Source organism: Thermoanaerobacter sp. A7A (assembly GCF_000445185.1).
Lineage (GTDB): Bacteria > Bacillota > Thermoanaerobacteria > Thermoanaerobacterales > Thermoanaerobacteraceae > Thermoanaerobacter.
Window position 1 is genome coordinate 1 of the sequence record NZ_AVAF01000031.1, and the last position, 22,266, is coordinate 22,266.

Here is a 22,266-nt window from a genome sequence, read left to right on the forward strand (position 1 = left end):
AAAAAAAATGTAACTACTAAATCTATCACTCTTCCAAATAAAGGTCCCCCAGCCTTCATGATGACCTTTTTATAGGAAGAGGCATTAAGCCTGTTACCTAATCGTAAAATTATATACCCATAAAACACAAACATAAAAACAGCAATTACAAGCCCTATAGTTCCTTTTACTCCGTGATATGCAAAAAACTGCAATATTTCTTGTCCCGAAGCAAATCCCGCCCCTACTACTGTTCCTATATAGCTTGCAGCAACTTTAAAAGCCGAAATCTCTTTTCTACTCAAAAAAATCCCGCCTTTCTTTCTATTTTAAATATATTTTTGGCGGGATAAAAAATATTATTCTTTTTAAAAAACTATTTACTTTTTATTAGAAAATGAGTTAAAATAATAGTTGTGCCATAACAAAATATTCTAGTACGTTTTATGAGGTGAAACAAATGAAAAGAAAGAAATGGTTTATTTTCTTTTTAATATTATCTATTGTAGCTTCAGGAGCCTTTTTTGTATATTATAAATACATACGTATAACAAAACATCCAGAGAGTGTATTTAACAATGATAATAAAAATAATATTTCCAATTCTGAACAAGCATTACCTAAAGACAAAGTATATATTGCCTTTTTAGGCTTAGATAAAAATGATGAAAGAGTACACACTCTAGGAAGTTTTAGGACTGACACTATAATGATATTTTCAATTGATTTAAATGATAAAGTCGTAAAAGTTCTTTCCATTCCGCGAGATACATACGTAGATATTCCCGGATTTCATAAAGACAAAATAAATGCTGCATATGTATATGGCGGTATGGGAGAAAAAGGTTATGCTCTTAGCTTAAAAACCATAAGTGATTTTTTAGGTATCGATGTGCCTTATTACATTTCAATAGACATGCAGACAATACCAGATATTGTAGACGCAATCGGTGGAGTACCCCTCGATGTAGAAGTAAATATGCATAGCCATGGAGCCAACTTAGATAAAGGATACCAAATTTTAGATGGGCAAAAGGCTTATCAGTATCTAAGATGGAGATATGACCCCATGGGAGATATAAACAGAATTAAAAGGCAACAAAAGTTTATAATTGCCTTTGCCAACCAGCTTAAAAGTAAAGCAAAAGATGTTTCTACTTATATAAATTTATACAATACTTTTAAAGGAAAGTTGTACACTAATCTCAATTATGAGCAAATACTTGCCTTAATATACGCTGTTAAAGACATATCACCAGATTCGATAGAAAAATTCACAGTGCCAGGAGACTTTTATGATTTAAATGGAATAAGTTACTGGAAGCCAGATATGGAAAAATTAAACGAGGTGCTTCAAGAATTCACAAAATAAAGAGACGCAGCTAGAAGCGTCTCTTTATTTTGTGAAACCAACTTAGTTTCTTTTTTATTGGTTCTATCACTTCAATATCTTCACCATTAATCACTTTTTGACTATTACTAATCAAATAGTCTATGTAGGCATCTTCAATTCCTTCTTTTTTTAAAGTCTCTAAAGCTTTTGATATCTTAGGCGCTCTTCCCCTTGTTGTATGAGCATCAGAAGCTATAAAATGCACCATATTGTGTTTTATAAGCTCTAACGACTTATACCTTATCTCATCTCCAAACAAGCCTGTAATGCTTGTAGAATTAATTTGCATAAGCGCTCCTTCGTTAATTAACCTATATATTATATCAAAATCTCCTTTAACATATGAATATCTTTCTATGTGAGCTATAATAGGAGTAACTCCTATCACCTTAAAGTCAAATATTACATCCTCTATGTATTCCGGATAACTAGCTACCGGTAATTCTATCAAAATATATTTACCCATATCGTTTATTGACATAACTTCTCCTTTTTTATAACTTTCCACTAATGTAGGAGAAATAAAAGCTTCACACCCTGGAATTATCTTTAAATCTATGTGATTTTGAATTAAAAACTCATTTAACTGCTGACAAGCATTTAAAATACTCTCTTTTGATATTTCATGCTCATATTCTATATAATGAGGTGTCGCTACAATTGACTCTATACCATCTTGTACTGCAATAAGTGCCATTTCCTTGGAAATGTCCAAGGACTCAGCACCATCATCAAGATTAGGTAATATATGACAATGTATGTCCACCATTATCTTTTCCTTCTTTTCCTATGTTGTGGTTTATTATCATCATAATAATAGTAATAGTAGTATCCTCCATGACTTTCTTTTACTCTGTTGAGTACAACCCCAAGGATATTAGCTTTTACACTTTCTAAAATCTCTTTTGCTCGGCTAACTGCTCCAATCTCTGTCTTCCCAGCTTGTATAACAAGTATTACCCCATCAACAACAGGTGCTAATACTACTGCATCAGTTACAGTAACAACAGGAGGACTATCTATAAATACATAGTCGTAATTTTCTTGAATACTACTTAATAATTTTTTCATTCTATTAGAACCCAACAGCTCAGCTGGATTAGGTGGAATTGGCCCAGAAGTTAATATATGTAAATTACTGTAACTGGTATCTACATTTAAATAAGCCTCATAGTCCCCTTCATCTATCAGTAAATTTGTTAAACCTCTACTATTAGACAAATTAAAAGTTTTATGAACTGTGGGATTTCTTAAATCTGCATCTATTACAATAACTTTACTTCCTGTCAAAGCTACAGAATAGGATAAGTTTTTGACAATAGTACTTTTCCCTTCATTTGGAAGCGAGCTGGTAATCAATATACTTTTAACTTTTCTATCTACACTGGTAAATTGCAAATTAGTTCTTAAAGCACGAAAAGCCTCAGCAAAAGGCGATTTTGGATCTGCTACAATTGGATTTCTTGCTACTACCATTCATTTTCACATCCTTACCTAAATTTAATTTTTTATTTCGGGAATGACACCTAATACAGGTAAGTCCAAGTATTTCTTTATATCTTCTGGGCTTTTTATAGTTCTATCCATATATTCCAATAAAAATACAATAAAGACGCTTATCATAAAGCCTAAAATAGCAGCTACCGCAATATTCAAACTTGTTTTAGGACTAATTTTAGAGGTTGGTGGAATAGCTTTATCAATTACTTGCACATTATCAATGTTCATTATTTTTACAATGTTTTCCACAAATGAATCCGCAATCGCATTTGCTATTTCTGCTGCTTTACGAGGGTCACTATTTTTTACGCTTATCTCAATAATCTCTGTGTTACCTTTAGCTGCTACATCTACACTATTTTTTAATTGGTCAACAGTTAGAGGTAGTCTCAGTCTCTCAATTACTGGCTGCAAAACCCTCCTGCTTTTAACAAATTCACTATAAGTGGCAGCTAGCATCCTACTAGTTTGTATATCTTGAACTTGTATCTGACTATTGTTAAGCGCGGAACTTTGTGTTCTGCTGACTATCAAAGAAGTACTCGCTTTATACACAGGAGTAGCAATGAAATATGAAAATATCCCACTAATTATCGTAGCTAAAAGGGTAATAATTACTATCATTTTTGTCCTTTTTCTTATAATCAGGAAAATTTCTCGCAAATCAATTTCCTCTTCTGCCATTTTTAAACCCCCTTTTATCCTTTCCTTTGTATACAATTTGCTATAAAAGCAAAATTCAGTTCTTTTTAAATTTTTTTGCTATTTTACTTTTGTAACCGCAGCCTCCTTTTCGATAGCTGTTAAATTGTCAACAAGTTCTAATAAATACCTCTTAAAAGGTTCACTTAAGTCCTCTCTTTTTAGAGCATACTCAACAGTTGCCATAAGGTAACCTAATTTATCTCCCACATCATATCTCTTGCCAATAAAATTATAGGCGTAAATTGCTTCATAATTTAAGAGAGTTTTTAAAGCATCTGTAAGCTGTATTTCACCTCCTGCTCCTGGTGGCGTGTTTTCCAATATTTCAAATATTCTTGGTGTAATTATATATCTTCCCAAAATAGCGATGTTAGAAGGCGCCTTTTCTTTTTTAGGCTTTTCCACAAGGTCTTTGACTTTGTATAATCTATCCTCAATAATAGCAGCGTCAACTATTCCATATTTATCTACATCCTCATACGGCACCTCTTGTACCCCAATAATAGAACAGTTGTACCTTTCGTATTGGTCAATCATCTGCTTTAAAACCGGCACTTCTGAATCTACTATGTCATCTCCTAAAAGTACTGCAAAAGGCTCATTTCCTACAAAAGATTTAGCACAGTAAATAGCATGTCCCAACCCTTTAGGTTCCTTTTGCCTTATATAGTGAATGTTCACCATATTGCTAATATCCTCTACAAGGTTAAGTAAACTTTCCTTGTTTTTCTTTTTTAACTCCAGCTCCAACTCCACAGATTTATCAAAATGGTCTTCTATTGCTCTTTTATTTCTGCCAGTTATTATAAGGATATCCTCAATTCCCGATTGAATCGCCTCTTCGACTATATATTGAATAGTGGGTTTGTCCACAATTGGAAGCATTTCTTTAGGCTGAGCCTTGGTAGCAGGCAAAAACCTCGTACCAAGGCCTGCAGCCGGAATTATCGCCTTTCTTATTTTCACTGTTTTTTCCTCCCATGCAAGTTTTACAGCTTATTTAAACTCTACGCTAAATTTAGCTAAAGCTTCTGAAAGCTCTTTTTTAATCGCTTCAAGTTTTTCTTCTGTCTTTGCCTCACATCTCACAATAAGCTCTGGTCCTGTGTTAGAAGCTCTAACCAGTCCCCATCCTCCATCAAACAACACTCTTGCACCATCAACATCTATAATGTTGTATCCTTTTTCTTTAAAGTATTCAGTTACACCTTTTACCACATCAAATTTTTTCTCATCGTCACATTCTAACCTTATTTCAGGTGTTGCAGGATATTTAGGAACATCAGCTAAAAGCTCAGACAAAGATTTATCTGTATTAGAAAGTATTCGTAAAAGCCTTGCAGCAGCGTATGCCGCATCATCAAACCCATAGTACTCATCTGCAAAAAACATATGACCAGACATTTCTCCTGTAAACACAGCACCTAATTCTTTCATTTTTGCTTTTATGAGGGAATGCCCTGTTTTGAAGAAGATAGGTTTGCCTCCCAATCTCTCAATTTCTTCTACTAATGCCTGAGAACATTTCACTTCTACAATGGCATCAGCGCCGGGATGTTTTTTCATTATTTCTCTCCAATAAAGAATCATCAACATATCTCCCCAAATTACATTGCCTTTATCATCTACGACGCCGATTCTATCACCGTCACCGTCAAAAGCTATACCCAAATCTGCGTTTACCCTCTTTACTTCTTCAATTAAATCTTTTAAATTTTCTTCTTTTACTGGATCTGGAAAATGGTTTGGAAATGTAGGATCAGATTCACAATAGAGAGGATATACTTCACAACCTAAATTGTATATCACATCAGGATAAAAATATGAACCTGTGCCATTCCCACAATCGACAACAACTTTAAGCTTTCTGTCGCCTAATTTAACCTTTTCTTTTATCATATTAATATACGAATTAATTGGATAAGCATACTTCACATTTCCTGTACCTTCTTCAAATTCGCCTTTTTCTGCTATATAGTAAAGTTTTTTAAGTTCATCGCCATAAATTGTAGAAGGTCCTACCATAACTTTGAAACCATTAAATTGTGGCGGATTGTGGCTTGCAGTAATCATCATCCCTGCTTGATAATTGTACAGGACATTAGAATAGTAAAAAGCTGGAGTCGTCAAAACCCCTACATCTAATACATCACAGCCTGTAGAAGTAAGTCCTTTAATCAAAGCATCTCGTATAGGTCTTGATGATAATCTATTATCTCTGCCTACCAGCACATCCTTAATTCCTTTTTGTCTCACATATGTACCAAAGGCCTTCCCTATAAGCTCAGCACTTTCAACAGTCAAATCATCTTCCCATACGCCTCTAATATCATACATCCTAAACATATTTTCATTCAACTTCATTTGTCTCAACCTCCTTTTTTATGCCATACAATTTAATTATATAGATAATACTGAAAATCCTCAATACACAATCTTCACAAAATTGTTTCTTGACTTTATGCAAATATGTCAACAAGCATAAACCAGACTCCTTTGCTGCTCAGATACATTTTCCATCACTTCAATAGCTAAATCTACACTTTTTAGCTCACCTGCTATACTAAATATAACTTTTGCCCTCTTTTTTCTTTTGTCTATTTTCTTAATAAGCCCTTCATACCCTTTTAATGGTCCTTCAATTATCTTTACTCTTTCTCCTTCCATTATACCTTTCGACAAATCTATTAAATCAGAATTTTTAGTAAGAGATAAAATTATTTTCATCTCCTCTTCTTTTACAAAAGCAGGCCTTTTTCCTTCTTTCAGAAAAATACCTCTTTTTAAAACTTCAGATATTTTATAATATAAATCATCACTCATCTCGGCATTTACAAAAACATATCCAGGAAATAAAAGTTTAATTTTTTCCACTGGTTGTCCTTTTACTCTCTCTATAATTTTTCTTTTCGGAATAAGCAATTTCACTTCCTCTTGTTTAAAGCAACTCTCAATAATATCTCTAACTTTGTTTTCATATCCACTTCGAGTAAAAATAACATACCATTTTTTCATTTTTCTACACCCCATTTTATAATTTTAGCGCTTATTCTTACAAAATTCAACATATAATTTCTAATTATGATATAAATGAGTATACAAATGGAAACTTGAAAACTTTAACTACTGTGCTATATTATAATTATTCGAAACAAATTAACGTTTAAAGGGGAACTTTTTATGCAAATTTTTATTGTTGACGCTTTTACAAGCAAAGAATTTAGTGGCAATCCTGCAGGAGTAGTAAATCCATCAAGGTGAAAGCATAAGTTTAAGTTATATTAAAAAATTATTGTTGTAAATTTTTAAAGCTTTATAACATTAAAACATTCACAAAGATAGGGAGACATGAGGCAAAATTTTTGATAAAATATTTAAGCGTGTGATTTTAAATTTCTGATTAGGAGGATTTTAGATGGACTTATTTAGAAAAAAATCAGCAGACCAGCTGCTGGAAGCAGCTGAACGGACAGGTTTAAACAAAAAACTTACCGCTATTGACCTTGCCGCTTTGGCAATAGGTTCTGTCGTAGGTACAGGTGTCTTTGTGGCAACTGGGGAAGGCGCATTAAGAGCTGGTCCAGCCGTTATAATTTCTTATGTTATAGGCGGTATAACTGCTGCTTTAGCTGCCCTTATATTCGCCGAATTGGTTACAATGTTCCCTGTTGCTGGAAGTACTTACACTTATTCTTATGTTGCCTTTGGTGAGATTATCGCTTGGATAATAGGTTGGGACTTACTTTTGGAATATTTAGTCTCAGCCAGCGCAGTAGCTTCTGGATGGTCTGGTACTTTTGTAGGACTTTTAAAGTCTTTTGGCATAACTTTGCCAGAAATTATAACAAAACCTCCTATTTCGGGAGGAATAATGGATTTGCCAGCAATTTTAGTAACAGCATTTGTCGCTTGGATTTTGTATATAGGTGTTAGAGAAAGTGCAACGACAAACAACATAATAGTGCTTTTAAAAATAGCAGTAATACTTTTGTTCCTTTTCTTAGGCTTTAGCCATGTAAAATTGTCAAATTTAACACCTTTTGCACCTTACGGTTGGAAAGGCATAATGTCTGCTGCAGCCATCATATTCTTTGCGTATATAGGTTTTGATGCAGTATCTACCGCAGCGGAAGAAACTAAAAATCCAAAGCGGGACGTCCCTTTGGGACTGATGATGGCGATGGTGTTGATACTGGCTCTTTATATTTCAGTAGCTGTTGTTTTAGTAGGCATGGTACCTTATAAACAGATTATCCCGGATAATGCTCTACCCGGTGCCCTTATGAGCATAGGAATCAACTGGGGTTCTGCTTTGGTAGCCACTGGTGCCGCTGTGGGTATGATATCCACACTCCTCGTAACTCTTTACGGTCAAATAAGAATATTTATGGTTATGGCAAGAGATGGACTTTTGCCAGAAGTTTTCTCTCATGTACACCCTAAATACAGAACTCCTCACATTAACACTATAATTACAAGCGCAATAGCAGCTATCATTGCAGGCTTTTTGCCCTTGGACGTTATAATTGAACTGTGCAACATTGGTACTCTGTCTGTATTTGTAATTGTGTCTATAGGCATATTAGTATTGAGAGTAAAAATGCCCAATGCCGAAAGAAAATTCAGAGTGCCTTTTGTGTGGGTAGTAGCACCTCTTACAATGGCTTTCAGTTTATACCTTATGGCAAGTCTACCTTGGGTTACATGGGCAAGGTTTGGAATATGGATGTTAGTAGGCTTGATAATATATTTTGCTTATGGCAGATACCATAGCGTGCTAAATATGCAAAAATAACGTGTAAAAAAGAAGGCTGCTTTTCGCAGTCTTCTTTTTATATATCTTTTTTTAATAATTCGCAAGCTTTTGTAAGAACTTCATTGGCTCCTTGTTGTATTATTCCGCCCTCTCCCTGGGTAAGAACGATAGCTTTCCTCCCATATACCCGCCACATTTACTGCTTGGAGTTCGGGCAGTGTTGGACTTCCTTTTGTTGTGCAAACTCGTCCATTCCAGCTTAGCCTCATATGTGGTTCTTGTTCATCGGGCCGGGAGTTTGCCGCCGACTTCCTTCAGATTCCACCTCACGATAGACACCCTTGCCTTTGGCAGGTTTAATGCCATGCCATAGCGGACTTTCACCGCTTAAGCTTTAACCCATGCCAGGCGCACAAAAAAGGCTTTAGCAAATTAAAGCCTTAAAAAATATCTATAAAAGCTCAAATCATCTGTAAGCTCTGGATGAAATGATGTGGCAAGTAAATTGTCTTGCTGTGCCGCAACAATTTTACCTTCATATTTTGCAAGTATCCTAACACCATCCCCTACACTCTCTATATACGGCGCTCTTATAAACACCGCTTCTATCTCATTTTCAGATACCGCTGGTATCATAAGCCGCGTTTTAAAGCTGTCAATCTGACTTCCGTAAGCATTTCGTCTAACAGTAATATCCATTATTCCAAGGTGTATCCTCTCATCATTAACTATATGTTTAGCCATAAGTATCATGCCTGCACAAGTACCCCATATAGGAACTTTCCTCTCGTTTAACTTTAAAATGGCATCTTTAAGCCCAAAATCTACAAGTATTTTTCCTATTGCAGTGCTTTCGCCACCTGGAATAATGAGGGCATCGAGAGTTAAGATAGTGTCCCTGTCCTTTGCCTCTACCGCTTCAATTCCTTTTATAAGCTTTAATTTATCCATATGTTCCTTAACAGAGCCTTGAACTCCCAAAACTCCTACGCGCAAATTACCATCCCCTTGTTGCATATAAATCTTTTTCTTCCAGTTGCCTTATATCTATGCTGGCCATCGCTTCTCCTAGCCCTTCTGAAACTTCCGCAATTATTTCCGGCCTATCAAAATATGTTGTGGCTTTTACTATAGCAGCTGCCATTTTCTCAGGGTTTTGCGATTTAAATATTCCTGAACCCACAAAAATTCCATCTGCACCCAGTTGCATCATAAGTGCCGCGTCTGCCGGTGTGGCAATACCTCCCGCTGCGAAATTCACAACTGGAAGTCTTCCGTGTTGTGCAACATATTTTACAAGGTCATATGGCGCCTGAAGTTCTTTTGCAGCAGCCATAAGTTCGTCTTCCCTTAAAGTTGTAAGCCTTTTTATTTCGGCATTTATCGTCCTCATATGCCTTACAGCCTCTACTACATTTCCAGTCCCTGCCTCTCCTTTTGTCCTTATCATTGAAGCTCCTTCTCCTATGCGCCTTAAAGCCTCTCCGAGGTTTCTCGCACCGCATACAAACGGCACTTTAAAATCCCATTTGTTTATATGGTACATCTCATCTGCAGGGGTTAAAACTTCGCTTTCATCAATAAAATCTATCCCGAGTGCCTCTAAAATCTGTGCTTCCACAAAATGCCCAATTCTAACTTTTGCCATAACAGGGATTGATACTGCCGCCTTTATCTCCTTTATTATTTTAGGATCTGACATTCTTGCAACTCCGCCTCTTGCCCTAATATCAGCTGGAACCCTTTCAAGTGCCATGACAGCAACAGCACCTGCTTTTTCCGCAATAATTGCCTGTTCTGGTGTTGTCACATCCATTATGACTCCACCCTTTAGCATCTGGGCTAAATTTTTATTTAGTTCATACCTTTCATTCATTGTTCTACTCCTCCTTACAATTGTATTGGTATTTTATATATCTTAATATCAATTGTACCTATTAAATCGAAACAAATCAATCATAACATTATAGATACAAAAAAAGAATGCATAACGCATTCTTCAGTTTGTTGACAAAATTATCTTCTCTTAAGAAGGCATTTTGCATTGTTCGCTCCAGAGTTACAAAGCGACTAAACATAAGCTCGACCTCGGACTCCGGCAGGGTTCCTACGTCAGGTGGCGTCCATGCCTCAGGTGCCCGCCTCCGCCGTCCTTGGCTTCGGCCCTGCCTCCGTTCCTTGGTCTCGCTAAGTTTAGTTGCCGCTTTGTAACAAGTCGCTTCACCTATGCAAAATGCCTCCTCTATATGAAAAAAAGAGGTTTGTCTACAGTCTAAAGAATGCATAATGCATTCTAATCTAAAAGTTCTCTATACAATTTCATTAAACTTTCATTTATATTGTTTAACTCACTTACAATAGGACTTAAATCTTTTGTTATATCTTTACTGTTTATTAACTCTTGAAGTTTATTCAATGCTTTGTCACTTCTTAATTTCATTTCTTCGATCTTGTTAGTAAGTTCAACGCTCAGCTTAACTTTATCTTCAGCTTCTGCAGTAAAAAGTTTATCTTCTTCAAAATTATATGTATCATATCGCGAGGGTATCAAAGTCTCTATGCCAAGTTGATTTTCTATCTTATCTGCCAGCTCTTCCTGTGCTTCATCTTCCCCGTGTACAATGAATATTTTCCTTGGCTTATCCGTAAATTGAGAAAGCCAATCTAATATACCCTTTTGGTCTGCGTGTCCAGAAAAGCTTTCAATGTACTCTATCTCGGCTTTTACGCTAATATCCTCACCAAATATTTTGACGTTTTTTTCTCCTTCTAAAAGTTTTCGCCCTAAAGTTCCCTTCGCTTGATATCCCACAAACAATATTGTGCATTCAGGCCTCCACAAATTATGTTTTAAATGATGCTTAATACGCCCTGCTTCACACATCCCACTGGCTGATATGATTATTACAGGTGTTTTAATTTCATTTAGTGCTTTTGATTCTTCTACACTGTGAGTAAAGTGCAAATTGGGAAAGTCAAGGGGTAAATCTCCTCTTTTAATGTATTCTTGAGCTTCACTGTCCAAATATTCAGGATGTTTAGTAAAAACATTTGTTATAGAAGTTGCAAGTGGACTATCTACATAAACAGGTACGTTGTTTAAAAACTCTATTTCGTCTTTGTACAATTCTCTGTTTTTATGTAATTCATATAAAAGTTCTTGAGTCCTTCCGACGGCAAAAGAAGGTATTATGACATTTCCGCCTCTCTTTACGGTTTTTATGATAATCTCCATGAGTTTTTTTGCCCTATCTCCAATATCTTCATGAAGCCTATTGCCATATGTGGACTCACACAAAACATAATCCGCACTCTTAATCGGTGTAACTTCTTTTAAAAGAGGAATTTTTTTATTTCCCAAATCCCCTGAAAACACAATTTTAGTCTCTTTACCTTTTTCATTTACCCAAACTTCGATTATAGATGAGCCAAGCATATGTCCTGCATCATTAAATCGAACTCTCACATCTTGCGCTGGTTCAATTATTTCTTCATAATCTACTCCATAGAAAATGCTTAAAGAATCTTTCGCCTCATCAGCAGTATAAAGAGGTTCTCTCAAAGGCTTGCCTGCCCTTTTTCTTTTTCTATTTTTCCATTCACTTTCCATCTCTTGTATATGCCCACTGTCTGGAAGCATATATCTGCATAAATCCACGGTAGCTTTTGTAGCGTAAATCCTTTTTCTGTATCCCCTCTTGTACAAAAGAGGAATTCTTCCGCTGTGGTCTATATGTGCATGAGTTAAAAGCACAAAATCGATATCATTTACATCAAAAATAAATTCTTGATAGTTTAGTTCGTCTTCAACTTCTCCCCCCTGAAACATTCCGCAGTCAACAAGAAACTTAGTCTTTTCCGTCTCAACTAAATAGCATGAGCCTGTAACCTCTTTAGCAGCTCCCAAAAAACTTATTTTCACAATAACGTCTCCTTTCATATTAGGAATAATAATTTTCTTCGATCCATTTATTTATATAATGTATATATTTAACAAAATCATCCAAATGGTTCTTTAATATGTCAACAATCACCTTCTCATCAATTTTCATATAATCATGTACAAGTATATTTCTAAAAGAAACCATGTTAGAAATATTTTTGGCAAAATTTTCCGGCAAAATGTTTGATTTACCTAATAATAAAACCGTTTCTCTATAGGTATCGGGTTTTTCTAAACCAAGAGAAGAAATAATTATATTTGCTATATCAATAACACATTCTATAGATATTTGAATTCCTCTTTCTATTCCCCAATATTTGAGCATATCCTCTTTTATATTTTCTTTAGTTACTTCTTGCGATACTTTTTTTAACAATATTAAATTTTTTTGTAACTCTTTTATTTTAGAATTTATTGTTTCTATTATACTTTTAGTCACTATTATCACCTACAACACTTTTTACCCATTCTTTAATAACATCCATCTGCACTTTTCTAAAATATTCCATGTCCATATATTCTCTTAGAGTTTTAACCTCAAATTCCACCTTTACATCTTCATTTTCTTCAAAAATAAGTTTGCCGTGCTTTATTACTTGATGCCTTAACACTGGATTTGCAGAATTTAATACTACCAAATCTATATCATCTCGTTTAAATATTGAAACCAAATCGCCAATTAAAGCAAGTTTGTCCATAGGATCATATCCATTCCCTAAAAGTACCGCAATATCAAGGTCACTATTTTTTGTATTAGTGCCTTTACTATATGAGCCAAAAACATATATCAACTTTATGTCATATTTACCCTTTAAATATTGCAAATTTCTCTTAAATATTTCTTCCACTTCTTTTAAATCTCTCTGAACCACTACAGACACCTCTTTAAGAAGGCATACTTATTACCTTAATTTTACCACTCCCCCTTACCTTCTTCAATCAATTTTATATCATTTATAATATCATCTATTATAAGCTCCTGATACCCTGCTTTTTTTATTATTTTCATCTCTTTTGCCACATCAAAAAGTAAAGGTGATTCAATCTTATTTAGCTTACTAAGCCTTACATCATTTATGACTTCATTTGAAAGAGATTTTAAATAATCTTCTACACCGTACCTTAAAAAGTGAAACTTGTCTTTATACCTTTTGTACAATCTATCTGCTATCATAAGCCCCTCTGGGTCAAAATCTCCTGAGTAATATATCTCTGTCCCTTCTTTATAAAGCATGTCCAAGAGCAGGAGAGAAGAAAGTTTTGGCTGGCCATATGTGCATACAAGAGGAAATACTTTGCTTGTGGCATCTATTAAAGATGTAAAAACTGAAGGATTCTCTACAACATACACTTTCTTAGAAGGGCTTATGACCCTCTCAATTTTACTCAAATTTAAAAGAGGAACTTGCAAGACTTGATTGCTTTCATAAGCAGCCTTAAATACTTGATTTTCCGTATCGCCCTCATATGCCAAAAGTCCTGAGAGTGTGACATAATTGGATATTTCATCTATCAAAATGCCAACGTTGTAATAAAGTTCTGATATTTCTTCACTTCCTTTTACTTCATTCAGCCCCATTAAAGTGCATAAAGCGTTTATAAACATACTTCCAGCTTCTGTATTTGAATCAAAATAGTGAGGATTACGTGCAATCTGGGAAGAAAACACCGGCAGTCTTTTCTTTTCCCCTTTATAAACAGGCAAATTATTTATAGCATCACATACATACATTATATCTTTTTTTAGCCCATTTCTATCATTTAAATACCTCTGATTTACTGTCCTTACCCCTACAGCGGTTCCCTCATACAAACTTTTTAGCCAATCAATGCACTTACATTCCTGGTATTTAGAGAAGAGCTCTTTAAAGAACTCTTCTCTTTCTTTTGCCAATATTTCCATATCCTCTTTTTTGCTGGTGAGTTTTTCGCCAAAATAGTATTCCAGTATGTCTTTTAGCGTATACTCCTCAAATCGCGTATTTTTTAGCGACTCTTCAAACTTTGCCACATCAATGGATGCAGATTTTTTTGTCCTATAGTCTTTTTTAAAATGGTTTGTAAGTACTTCTTTTTCATCTTCCGTAAGATTATCAAGCTTTACAACGCCTCCAAGACGTCCTAAACTTCTGTACTTTTCCCGTATACCTTCAAAAATCCTCTTGTATCCCTTTTTTTCTTTAAAATATTTAAGTTCTTCTTTATTCATTTACAGCACCCACTTCTGTAGCGGCAACCTCCTCTTTTTCAGGAAGTATAAGGTGCTTTACCTTTCCATCCCACAAATACTTCATGACCAATACAGCCTTTGCATTTTTTGGCCTTACAAGTTCATAAATTGAAAGCTTGGGAACAGTGTCATAATCTCCCCACAAAACCTGCGAATTCATTATATAATTAAATCTTAAGTCCTCAATTAGTTTAAACATATCCCTTATGTTTGTGTCATCAACTCCTGCAAATGCTTCATCTAGAGATATTATGCGAGGTGCAGTCGGCGATGCTCCCTCATATCTTGAGTAAACCGCGGAAAACAAAGGTATATACATGGCCATCGCTTTTTCTCCGCCGCTCAACTTATTAAAGGCATTATCAGTAAGCTCCTTGCGGCTTTCCCCTTCTTTTCGGTAGTAAAGCTTAAACTCAAACCAATCCCTGTAATCCAATATTTCTTTCATAATCTTGTGAAAAGTTTCTGTATTGTTTTTTTCCTCCATTGCCCTCCTGGCTCTTTCTACTTTTGACCTAAAATGATTTACAACTTTATCGAAGACTTCCTTTTTCAGCATATCAGCATCGGATTTTAAAATGTCTACAAGTTCCTTTGTATCAAGTTCTTCTTCATTGGAAGCAGGAATGCTTCTCCACTCAATAGAGAACTTAAGTCCGCTGGAAGTATCCCTTTCAGACATAAGTTTGTTCATTTTCTTTACCCATTCTTCTGCTTTAAAAATCTTTGCCCTTATCTTAATTCCCACATTGTGCATTATAATCTCTTCAAAAAGAATCTTATCAGTCTCTCTTAAAAGGCTTTCATTCGCCATTATATCTTCTTCAATATTAGAATAAAGCGTATATAAAGACACAATTTTACCATTTATATTTGCCGTAATATTGAGCCTTCTCTGCTTATTCTTTGCCTCTTTTATTCTTTCATTGTCTCCCTCACAAGCTTCGTCAAAGATATTGCCAATTGAAAGCCCATATTCTAAAAGTTCGTTGCGAGTTTCAAAATACACATTTTGAAGTCTCTCTGTAAACTTTTCTCTGTCAAAGCCCGCCTTGTCAAAAAAGCCTTTGTATTCAGAAAGAATGCTTTTACTTAATTTTAACATATCCTCCATTTCAACGTCTTGCTTGACAAAGCCAAGTGCTAATTCCCTTTTTAAACCCTCTTCAACAATATTGTAAATTTCCTCTTTAAGATTAATCTCTTCTTCAATGTTTAAAAGGTCTTTTAAGCTTCTCTGTAGCCGCTCCTCAAGTTTTGCTTTTTCGGCTGATTTATTTGTAATCTCTTTAGGTATTTCCTCCAGCCTTTTTAGGCAAATCTCCAGTTCTTTTTCAATTTCTTCAAGTCCAAGTTCTTTTAATGTCTCTTTTAGCATCTCAATTTTCTTAACAGAACTCTGTATTTTGTTTTCCAGTACATCTATTTCGTACTTTAAGTTATCAATATCGTATTCTAAATCTTGTTTTTGCTGCAATAACATTTCTTCGTTTGAAATGAGCAAAACATATTTGTTGTATAGTATTTCTACTTCATTAAGCCCTGAAGCGTATTCTTCCGCATATTCATACGCAGAAGAATAGGTATCAATATCTGGATGTATGTTTATACCAGATGTCAATTCTCTTACAACAGCTTTCTTTTTCTGAAGGTCCTCAAAACAGTTTTTAACTGTGAAAAGCTGTTCATCCAGTTTATGAGAGGTGTATTCGTAATCAGCCTTTGCCGTTTTTAAATATCTATATGCTTCTTCAATATCTTCTTTCCCGGGAAATGCCGAATATTCGTAATCCAGCCTCTGTATCCTTAATTTTTTTGCATTTATTTCCTCATCGATTGCAGATATTTCAGCTTTTATAGCCTGTATTTCTTCTTGTATAGATTTAATAAGCTCTTCTCTGTAGCGCTTTCTAGACTCACTCCCGATGTACTTTGATTTAACTCCATCCCGTGCTTTCCCTTTTATTACTCCTATTCCATATGCGCCATTTGAATCGATATAGGTTGTCCCGCCTTCTTCTGATACAAATATATTGCTTAAAGCATCTGAAATATCTTCTGGTGAAACTCCTTCTTCATTGTCAACTACTCTAAAATATTGAGATACATTTAACATCATATTAAAGCTTCCAGGCATAACATATTTATCCGCCATATTGCTGTCCATTTGAAGAGCTTTTTCAAAATATTCTTTTGGCACGATAAGAGCATCCAAAAGCCCCATGTCTTCTATCGCAGCTTCTATATTGCCTCTTGTCTTATCATCCACATCCTCTTTAAAATCAATCGCCATGTAAAGAGGAATGTAAGGAATTCCAGCTTCTTTAAGCCTTTTTCTGTTGTTTATGACTTGTTCATCTCTTTCAGGCTCAGGATCTTTTTTGTTTTTCCATTCCTCCAATAACTTTTCTTTCTCATGAAGCTGATTTTCTTTTACCTCTCTTTGATTTTCTAATCTTAAAATTTCTTGCTGAATTCCATTTAGTATTTCCTCATAGGGTTTTCTCACAAAAGCCAAAATATCGTCAAATCCTTTATCCTCTCCATACGCCAGTATGACACGGCTTAAGCCTTCCAGTTGGCTACTTAAAAGCTTAAGTTCTGCATTGCCCTGCGACCAACTATAAACTCTCTCAACGTACTCTCTTTTTTGTTCGTCAAAAAGCCTTTCTGCCTCATTAAGCTTTTTAGCCCTGTCTTCTCTTTCTTTTTTAAGCCTTTCCTGCTCTTTAAGTGCGGCATCATACCTTTTATTTGCTTCTATTTCTTCTCTCAATGCATTGATGGCACGCTTTATTTTATCTTTATGCTTTTTTAATTCATTTTTCCAATAAGTAAAATCAAATTCTTTTCCATACACTTTTTTAAGTTCACTTACAGAAAACTCATGTTCCATGAAATCTATATCCTGTGCAATTGAAGATATATCCTCTAATTTATCCTGTAGTTCTTTATCCAGTTTGTATTTTTGTTCCTCAATGTTTTTTATCTTTCTTTCTAAACCATAATATTTATCTTGTTTATTCCGGAGTTCTCCTTCTTTTTTAGACTTATCCTCCAAATACTGCTTATATCGATCCTCTTCTTCTAATAACTCCTTTTGGGTTCTTTTAGCATCACCACTTGAAAGCTGTTCTTCCTTTTTCTTTAAGGCTTCTTTTTCACTTTCAAGAGAAATGATGTCATTCCCTAAGTTTGCTATTGTACTTCTGTAATTTTCAATATCTTTAGTTAAATTATCGTATTCTTTTTTTGATGCGTATAAATCGCTGTATGCCTTTACTAAATCCCCAGCCTTTTCATAAAGAATGTATTTGTTGTAGTTGTCATACTCATTTTTAAGCTTTTTTACTGCAGCCATATTCCTGTAAAGAACATCAAGGTGCATCTTAATCTGGTCCATGTTTTCTATGGTTTCTGAAAGAGGCCTCAAATCATCATCTGTGAGAGAAGGCAGTGAAACTTTCATAATTTCATATATCACAGTAGGCCTGAAGTCTTTGGAAAGCTTTGGACTTCTAAGCTGTATCAGCAGTTTTATGAGCTCGTCGTATTCCTCGATAGAACTAAAGCCAAAAATGTATTTATTGACCATTTCCATGTACTCTTTTTGGCTTTCAACTACTTCTCCGCCTTCACCTATTCTATTCTTAAGTTCTTTTTTGGTAAGTGGGACTTTTACTCTTTTGCCGTCATCGCCTATTTCCATTTTGTATAAAAAGAAGTCGATACCTATACGCCTGCCGTCAAGTATTACAAAGCCCCAAAAGTCCATATTTTGATGCCTTTTCGCCTTTAGTCCAATGCCTATTGTAATGTAGCTGTCTTTTTTCTCTTTTTTAAATTCCATGAAAAGATAGCCAGTTCTTTCATCAAGCCCACTTACCTCTTCTTCCCCAAGAAGATAGTCCTCAAGCTTTCTCGCCTTTGAGCCAAAGGGATCAAGTCTTTCAGGACTTTTGTTGCCATCTAATACTAAAGGTATGAAACTCTGCATTGTCACTGACTTTCCAGAACCATTAGCACCTCTTAAAAGAAGCCTTCCATCTGCAAACTCAAATATTTCATCATCATAATACCAAAAATTAAGAAGCCCAATCCTGTTAATCATCCATCTTTCGGCTAATTTTTCACTCATCTGCACCTTCTCCTTTTTCAAAATCTGGAGGATATTCCCCAATTAACTTTGCCGCCATAGGCAATATTTTAATAGAATGCAATTCCTCAACTCTTTTTATCATCTTAAAGCTTTCCATGTTTTCAATGACCTCTTCTATAAGCTGCTTTTCACTCATTTCCCTGTAAGACTTATACCAACCATCACTAAATCTTTCCTTTACTTTCAAAATAATATTTATAAATTCTGCTTCAGTTATATCTATAGTATCATCAGGATTATAGGCGAGTTTTCCATCTTCAATCATTTGTCTTATAATTTTACTTACCTGCAGCATTATATCAGATATGTTTTTGTTTTTGTCGGGAAAATAGGACTTTAAATATTTGTTGTCATTAAAGAGAACAAAAGCAGAAGTTTTGTGGAGGTGAAGTTTTGCATCAAGATACTCCTCTAAATCTTTCGCTATAGTATTTCTGTAATTTTTTATATACATGAAGTCTTGGTCATCAGGTCCTTCACTATACACAGAAGGTGAAAGAATAAGTTTTCGGTACGCCCTGTGCCTTCTCTGTATAACCGCATCTTTGGAGTTTGAAAGATTTAAGTCCTCCTGCAAAAAATCCTCAATCTTCATGTTTTCTGTAATTTCTCTGTTAAAAGACCTCAAAAAATACCTTGAAATACCTGTGTTTTCGTAAAGAACTTCAGTATCTTCACTCTCTGAAAACCTCTCGTGGTCACCATCATCTATTTTAATTATACCGATATCTACAGCAAAATTGAGCACCCGCACAAGTGACTTTCTGTGCTGAAAAAGCGTCCAATCTACTTTATCAGGTCCATCATATTGCGCCTCTATGTATTCCGTTATATTAGACAGCACAAACTGGTCTTCTGGTCCTTTATCCTCCAAAAAAGCTAAGAGCAAACACAAAAATGCATAATCCATAGGCATTTGAAATGCATCTATCCCCATCCACTCTTCAACATCTGACGGCACTTTTTCCAACTTAATAATATATGGGTTTATAATCAATCTATATCCTAATTTTTCTTCAACAAAAGGTTTTATTTTATTCTCCGCATCTCTTATTTTGTTGAAATTTTCTCTATCCTCTCTCAGTATCCAAAAATTTTCAAGAAGCATCTGAAGTTCTTCCATATTTTCACCTTCAATCAACAAACTCAATTACAATATCAGGCATATCAAGATTACCATCTGTGCATTTTAGTATTGCCCTCTCACCATTCTTTGGCATATGAAGCTTGTATGTTCTGCCATCTTCTGTCTTACCTATAAAGCCATTTCTTGCCATCGCTTTTCCTATCCATTTAAGTATCGTTGCCCTCACAAAAGGTTTTACAACAGGTAAATCCTTTATCCTTATTCTATTGCCAACAATGCAACTTGCTATTATTTCATCTTCTATATTTTTCTGATTGAGATAGTCCATCAGCATCTCCGTCTTGTCAGCGCTTTTATCAATAATCGCATTTGTCTTAACAGAATTACCGTAGCTCCTTGTTTTTGGCTTTATAATCACTTTAAAGGGCGGTTCTTCCCATACGCTCTGGTTTACACTTTCTGTCTTTCTTTCAAAATCACCTTTTATGTGCCTTGTGTAAAAGCAACCGAAAACCGCCGCAGACAAAAGGTGTGCTTCTTTTATATTGCTTGCTTTTGCAAACATTTTAGAAAGAGCAATATATTCATTCTTTCTGCTGGCAGCTTTCATCCTGTTTTCTGCTATTCTCGCCGCATACATTGTTATTTTTCTGATTATTTCGTTTGATATATTAAGAAGCCTTACTGCCTCGCTGTCTTCAAAATTATGACCTGTAAACCAAAAAGATATGTTATTCCACTTATCCATCAAATCTTCTTTTACTTCCTCTTCATTTAAAACCCTGTCAATTCTTGGGATACTCATTTCATATTGGCATAACTTATCTACAACGGAATTGACAACCTCCGGACTCACCTTTTTCAAAAAGCTCTCTATGGCAACAGAAAATCTCTGAAGGTCTTTTATAAAATCTCTTAAATATTCTATAAGTTTGTCTTTGTAAATTATAAACTGCTCTGACTTCATAAGTTCATCAGCGTTAGAGCTTTGAAGACTTGCAATGTAATCTGTCGCATTGTGATATATATTTTCAAAGTCGGTATTGAGGTCTTCCCACCATCTGTTTATTTCCTGTAAATCCTCTTTTTTCGCCATTTCATTTATCTTTATTAAATTGCGGTAAATCCTTTCAAATAAAGACGGCTGTAGTGACCCACCATAACCGACGATGCTTTCCAGCCTTATGGTCATTCTCTCTATCTCAATAGAATATGGACTCAGCTGATACCTGAATTTTTTGTTTTTAAATTCGTCAATCGTAGAAGCTTTACTGGTATCTTGTGTCGCAATAAGGTTTTTCCATTCAGTAAGTGCTTTTAAGTCCTGCTCACATTTTTCCATTGTATAGTCAGCAAACATATCAAATTGACTTACATATTCATATACATCCTCTTTGTACGGCCAATATTTAAATTTCTGGTACTGTTCATAAAAATACCTCATGATAAGGCGATATCGCGAAGCATTTTCCGCAGACAAATACTTTACCTCTTCAATCGGTTTTATCACATTCAAATCAAGTTTATCTTCCATAACACTTCACCTTGCATTTATATTTCATATATATTGTAAACTTAATACTCCATCATTTCAATTTATTTTTTGACCTTTTGAAACAAAAATCCTTATCATTTCCCAAATTTATGGAAATAATAAGGATTTAAAAAATCTTCTCATCATTTTCACTTTTAAGCATTCCATTTTTAAAAAGTGCTTCCATTATAACCCCAATTCTGTCCTTCTATTTCTTGGATAACCATATAAATACTGTCTTTTCTATAGCCCAAAACCTTATTTAAAACATCACAAATCCTTTTTGATATTTCTTCCTTTTGTCCCTTTTGAAGTTTGCCAACAAGCTTTATCTCGACAATGCCACCCTCTTTAAGAGGTTGTCCATGGAAAAATATATCCTCTTCTTCAGTAAATCTTACCATAAGCCAATTTTCACTTTTTCCTGCAACTTCATACATCACATCGGCAAATTCTTTCTTTAAAATTTCTTTCTTTTCTGATGCAATCTTTTCTTTTGTAATTAAATTTACAATTGGCATAAATCTCACTCCTTTCTAATAATAGACCATTATAAATGTTTTTTAAATTCCTCCAATGATATTCCTGCCTGTTCGAGAATACTCTTTAACGTTCCTTTAGCTATCTCATAATGTAACGGTACAATAACTACTTTACCATCTGGGTTCTTAAGCTTTATATGACTACCTTTTTGAGAAATCTTCTCAAATCCAAATTCTTTTAGTGCTCTCAAAATTTTGTCTGGCGGCAGAACTGGATATTTCGATCCCATTATATTGCTACCTCCACTGTTGTTATAAATAGCGGTTTCTCTTCCAGGTCAAGCTCTCCATTTTCATAATACAACTCTAATGCTTCTTTTAGATTATCTAATGCCTCCTCTATAGTTTTCCCCTGAGATGCAACACTGTTTTCAATACACTTTGCTACATACCAATTTTCTTCTTTTTGAATAACTACAGTAAACTTAACTTTCATAC

The 22,266-nt window shown here is 34.8% G+C and carries 20 protein-coding genes and 1 pseudogene; 2 read left to right on the top strand and 19 right to left on the bottom strand.

Translation table 11 applies throughout. The annotated features are described in order from the left end of the window. Positions 1-284 (bottom strand): annotated as a pseudogene (locus tag M663_RS0101715) (hypothetical protein); the annotation flags it as partial. Between the two features lie 155 nt (positions 285-439). Between M663_RS0101715 and M663_RS0101720 the strand changes: the two are divergent. Then, a complete protein-coding gene (locus M663_RS0101720) occupies positions 440-1,351 on the top strand; it encodes an LCP family protein (protein WP_009052672.1) in 912 nt (303 codons plus the stop codon). Between the two features lie 10 nt (positions 1,352-1,361). Here M663_RS0101720 and M663_RS0101725 read toward each other — a convergent pair whose 3' ends face one another. From M663_RS0101725 to loaP, 6 genes are all read right to left on the bottom strand, one after another. After that, positions 1,362-2,141: a CpsB/CapC family capsule biosynthesis tyrosine phosphatase gene (locus M663_RS0101725; RefSeq protein ID WP_003867743.1), complete on the bottom strand. Its 780-nt coding sequence runs from the start codon at positions 2,139-2,141 to the stop codon at positions 1,362-1,364. After that, positions 2,141-2,848, bottom strand: coding sequence for a CpsD/CapB family tyrosine-protein kinase (locus tag M663_RS0101730; protein WP_009052673.1), 708 nt, complete (start codon positions 2,846-2,848; stop codon positions 2,141-2,143). The genes M663_RS0101725 and M663_RS0101730 overlap by 1 nt, the downstream gene beginning before the upstream one ends. Before the next feature lie 24 nt (positions 2,849-2,872). Next, entirely contained in the window at positions 2,873-3,556 is a 684-nt protein-coding gene (locus M663_RS0101735; RefSeq protein WP_003867745.1) for a Wzz/FepE/Etk N-terminal domain-containing protein, read from the bottom strand. A gap of 78 nt (positions 3,557-3,634) precedes the next feature. After that, entirely contained in the window at positions 3,635-4,543 is a 909-nt protein-coding gene (gene galU / locus M663_RS0101740) for a UTP--glucose-1-phosphate uridylyltransferase GalU (RefSeq protein ID WP_009052674.1), read from the bottom strand. Positions 4,544-4,573: 30 nt separating this feature from the next. Then, entirely contained in the window at positions 4,574-5,941 is a 1,368-nt protein-coding gene (gene glmM / locus M663_RS0101745; protein ID WP_003867748.1) for a phosphoglucosamine mutase, read from the bottom strand. A gap of 108 nt (positions 5,942-6,049) precedes the next feature. Then, positions 6,050-6,592 (bottom strand): antiterminator LoaP, encoded by a 543-nt coding sequence (loaP, locus tag M663_RS0101755; protein ID WP_029687745.1) that lies wholly within the window; start codon positions 6,590-6,592, stop codon positions 6,050-6,052. A 400-nt stretch (positions 6,593-6,992) separates the two neighbouring features. On the opposite strand from loaP, the gene M663_RS0101765 reads away from it, so the two are divergent. Continuing rightward, complete coding sequence (locus M663_RS0101765) at positions 6,993-8,372, top strand: amino acid permease (RefSeq protein ID WP_029687746.1); 1,380 nt, start codon at positions 6,993-6,995, stop codon at positions 8,370-8,372. A 393-nt stretch (positions 8,373-8,765) separates the two neighbouring features. On the opposite strand, the gene pdxT is transcribed toward M663_RS0101765, so the two are convergent. The 12 genes from pdxT to M663_RS0101835 all read right to left on the bottom strand — a co-directional run bounded on the left by pdxT (position 8,766) and on the right by M663_RS0101835 (position 22,264). Further along, positions 8,766-9,329: a pyridoxal 5'-phosphate synthase glutaminase subunit PdxT gene (pdxT, locus tag M663_RS0101775; protein ID WP_273702588.1), complete on the bottom strand. Its 564-nt coding sequence runs from the start codon at positions 9,327-9,329 to the stop codon at positions 8,766-8,768. Position 9,330: 1 nt separating this feature from the next. Further along, positions 9,331-10,209 carry a pyridoxal 5'-phosphate synthase lyase subunit PdxS gene (pdxS, locus tag M663_RS0101780; protein ID WP_004397232.1) on the bottom strand — a complete coding sequence of 293 codons (879 nt, stop codon included), beginning with the start codon at positions 10,207-10,209 and terminating at the stop codon, positions 9,331-9,333. Positions 10,210-10,626: 417 nt separating this feature from the next. After that, complete coding sequence (locus M663_RS0101790) at positions 10,627-12,255, bottom strand: MBL fold metallo-hydrolase (protein ID WP_029687748.1); 1,629 nt, start codon at positions 12,253-12,255, stop codon at positions 10,627-10,629. Positions 12,256-12,274: 19 nt separating this feature from the next. Next, positions 12,275-12,715 carry a DUF86 domain-containing protein gene (locus tag M663_RS0101795; protein WP_029687749.1) on the bottom strand — a complete coding sequence of 147 codons (441 nt, stop codon included), beginning with the start codon at positions 12,713-12,715 and terminating at the stop codon, positions 12,275-12,277. Then, positions 12,708-13,148: a nucleotidyltransferase domain-containing protein gene (locus M663_RS0101800; protein ID WP_003871029.1), complete on the bottom strand. Its 441-nt coding sequence runs from the start codon at positions 13,146-13,148 to the stop codon at positions 12,708-12,710. Before M663_RS0101800 ends, M663_RS0101795 begins: the two co-directional genes overlap by 8 nt. A gap of 41 nt (positions 13,149-13,189) precedes the next feature. After that, positions 13,190-14,485, bottom strand: coding sequence for a TIGR02679 family protein (locus M663_RS0101805; protein ID WP_029687750.1), 1,296 nt, complete (start codon positions 14,483-14,485; stop codon positions 13,190-13,192). After that, the gene (locus tag M663_RS0101810) at positions 14,478-18,644 is read right to left on the bottom strand and encodes a TIGR02680 family protein (protein ID WP_029687751.1); all 4,167 of its coding nucleotides are present in this window, start codon (positions 18,642-18,644) and stop codon (positions 14,478-14,480) included. Before M663_RS0101810 ends, M663_RS0101805 begins: the two co-directional genes overlap by 8 nt. Further along, positions 18,637-19,788, bottom strand: a complete 1,152-nt coding sequence (locus M663_RS0101815; RefSeq protein ID WP_029687752.1) for a TIGR02678 family protein — start codon at positions 19,786-19,788, stop codon at positions 18,637-18,639. Before M663_RS0101815 ends, M663_RS0101810 begins: the two co-directional genes overlap by 8 nt. A gap of 10 nt (positions 19,789-19,798) precedes the next feature. Next, positions 19,799-21,286, bottom strand: coding sequence for a TIGR02677 family protein (locus M663_RS0101820; RefSeq protein ID WP_029687753.1), 1,488 nt, complete (start codon positions 21,284-21,286; stop codon positions 19,799-19,801). Between the two features lie 170 nt (positions 21,287-21,456). Next, on the bottom strand, positions 21,457-21,807 hold the full coding sequence (locus tag M663_RS0101825) for a phenylpyruvate tautomerase MIF-related protein (RefSeq protein ID WP_004397253.1): 351 nt from the start codon (positions 21,805-21,807) through the stop codon (positions 21,457-21,459). A gap of 29 nt (positions 21,808-21,836) precedes the next feature. After that, the gene (locus tag M663_RS0101830; RefSeq protein ID WP_029687755.1) at positions 21,837-22,058 is read right to left on the bottom strand and encodes a type II toxin-antitoxin system HicA family toxin; all 222 of its coding nucleotides are present in this window, start codon (positions 22,056-22,058) and stop codon (positions 21,837-21,839) included. Next, entirely contained in the window at positions 22,058-22,264 is a 207-nt protein-coding gene (locus tag M663_RS0101835) for a type II toxin-antitoxin system HicB family antitoxin (protein ID WP_006570141.1), read from the bottom strand. The genes M663_RS0101830 and M663_RS0101835 overlap by 1 nt, the downstream gene beginning before the upstream one ends. Positions 22,265-22,266: the final 2 nt, after the last annotated feature.

Excerpts from the sequence above, each read along its gene's own strand:
- M663_RS0101835 (WP_006570141.1), bottom strand. The coding sequence starts at position 22,264 with ATGAAAGTTAAGTTTACTGTAGTTATTCAAAAAGAAGAAAATTGGTAT.
- M663_RS0101815 (WP_029687752.1), bottom strand. The coding sequence starts at position 19,788 with ATGGAAGAACTTCAGATGCTTCTTGAAAATTTTTGGATACTGAGAGAG.
- M663_RS0101725 (WP_003867743.1), bottom strand. The coding sequence starts at position 2,141 with ATGGTGGACATACATTGTCATATATTACCTAATCTTGATGATGGTGCT.
- M663_RS0101730 (WP_009052673.1), bottom strand. The coding sequence starts at position 2,848 with ATGGTAGTAGCAAGAAATCCAATTGTAGCAGATCCAAAATCGCCTTTT.
- M663_RS0101810 (WP_029687751.1), bottom strand. The coding sequence starts at position 18,644 with ATGAGTGAAAAATTAGCCGAAAGATGGATGATTAACAGGATTGGGCTT.
- pdxS (WP_004397232.1), bottom strand. The coding sequence starts at position 10,209 with ATGAATGAAAGGTATGAACTAAATAAAAATTTAGCCCAGATGCTAAAG.
- loaP (WP_029687745.1), bottom strand. The coding sequence starts at position 6,592 with ATGAAAAAATGGTATGTTATTTTTACTCGAAGTGGATATGAAAACAAA.
- M663_RS0101805 (WP_029687750.1), bottom strand. The coding sequence starts at position 14,485 with ATGAATAAAGAAGAACTTAAATATTTTAAAGAAAAAAAGGGATACAAG.
- glmM (WP_003867748.1), bottom strand. The coding sequence starts at position 5,941 with ATGAAGTTGAATGAAAATATGTTTAGGATGTATGATATTAGAGGCGTA.
- M663_RS0101825 (WP_004397253.1), bottom strand. The coding sequence starts at position 21,807 with ATGCCAATTGTAAATTTAATTACAAAAGAAAAGATTGCATCAGAAAAG.
- M663_RS0101720 (WP_009052672.1), top strand. The coding sequence starts at position 440 with ATGAAAAGAAAGAAATGGTTTATTTTCTTTTTAATATTATCTATTGTA.
- M663_RS0101765 (WP_029687746.1), top strand. The coding sequence starts at position 6,993 with ATGGACTTATTTAGAAAAAAATCAGCAGACCAGCTGCTGGAAGCAGCT.
- M663_RS0101820 (WP_029687753.1), bottom strand. The coding sequence starts at position 21,286 with ATGGAAGATAAACTTGATTTGAATGTGATAAAACCGATTGAAGAGGTA.
- M663_RS0101735 (WP_003867745.1), bottom strand. The coding sequence starts at position 3,556 with ATGGCAGAAGAGGAAATTGATTTGCGAGAAATTTTCCTGATTATAAGA.
- M663_RS0101830 (WP_029687755.1), bottom strand. The coding sequence starts at position 22,058 with ATGGGATCGAAATATCCAGTTCTGCCGCCAGACAAAATTTTGAGAGCA.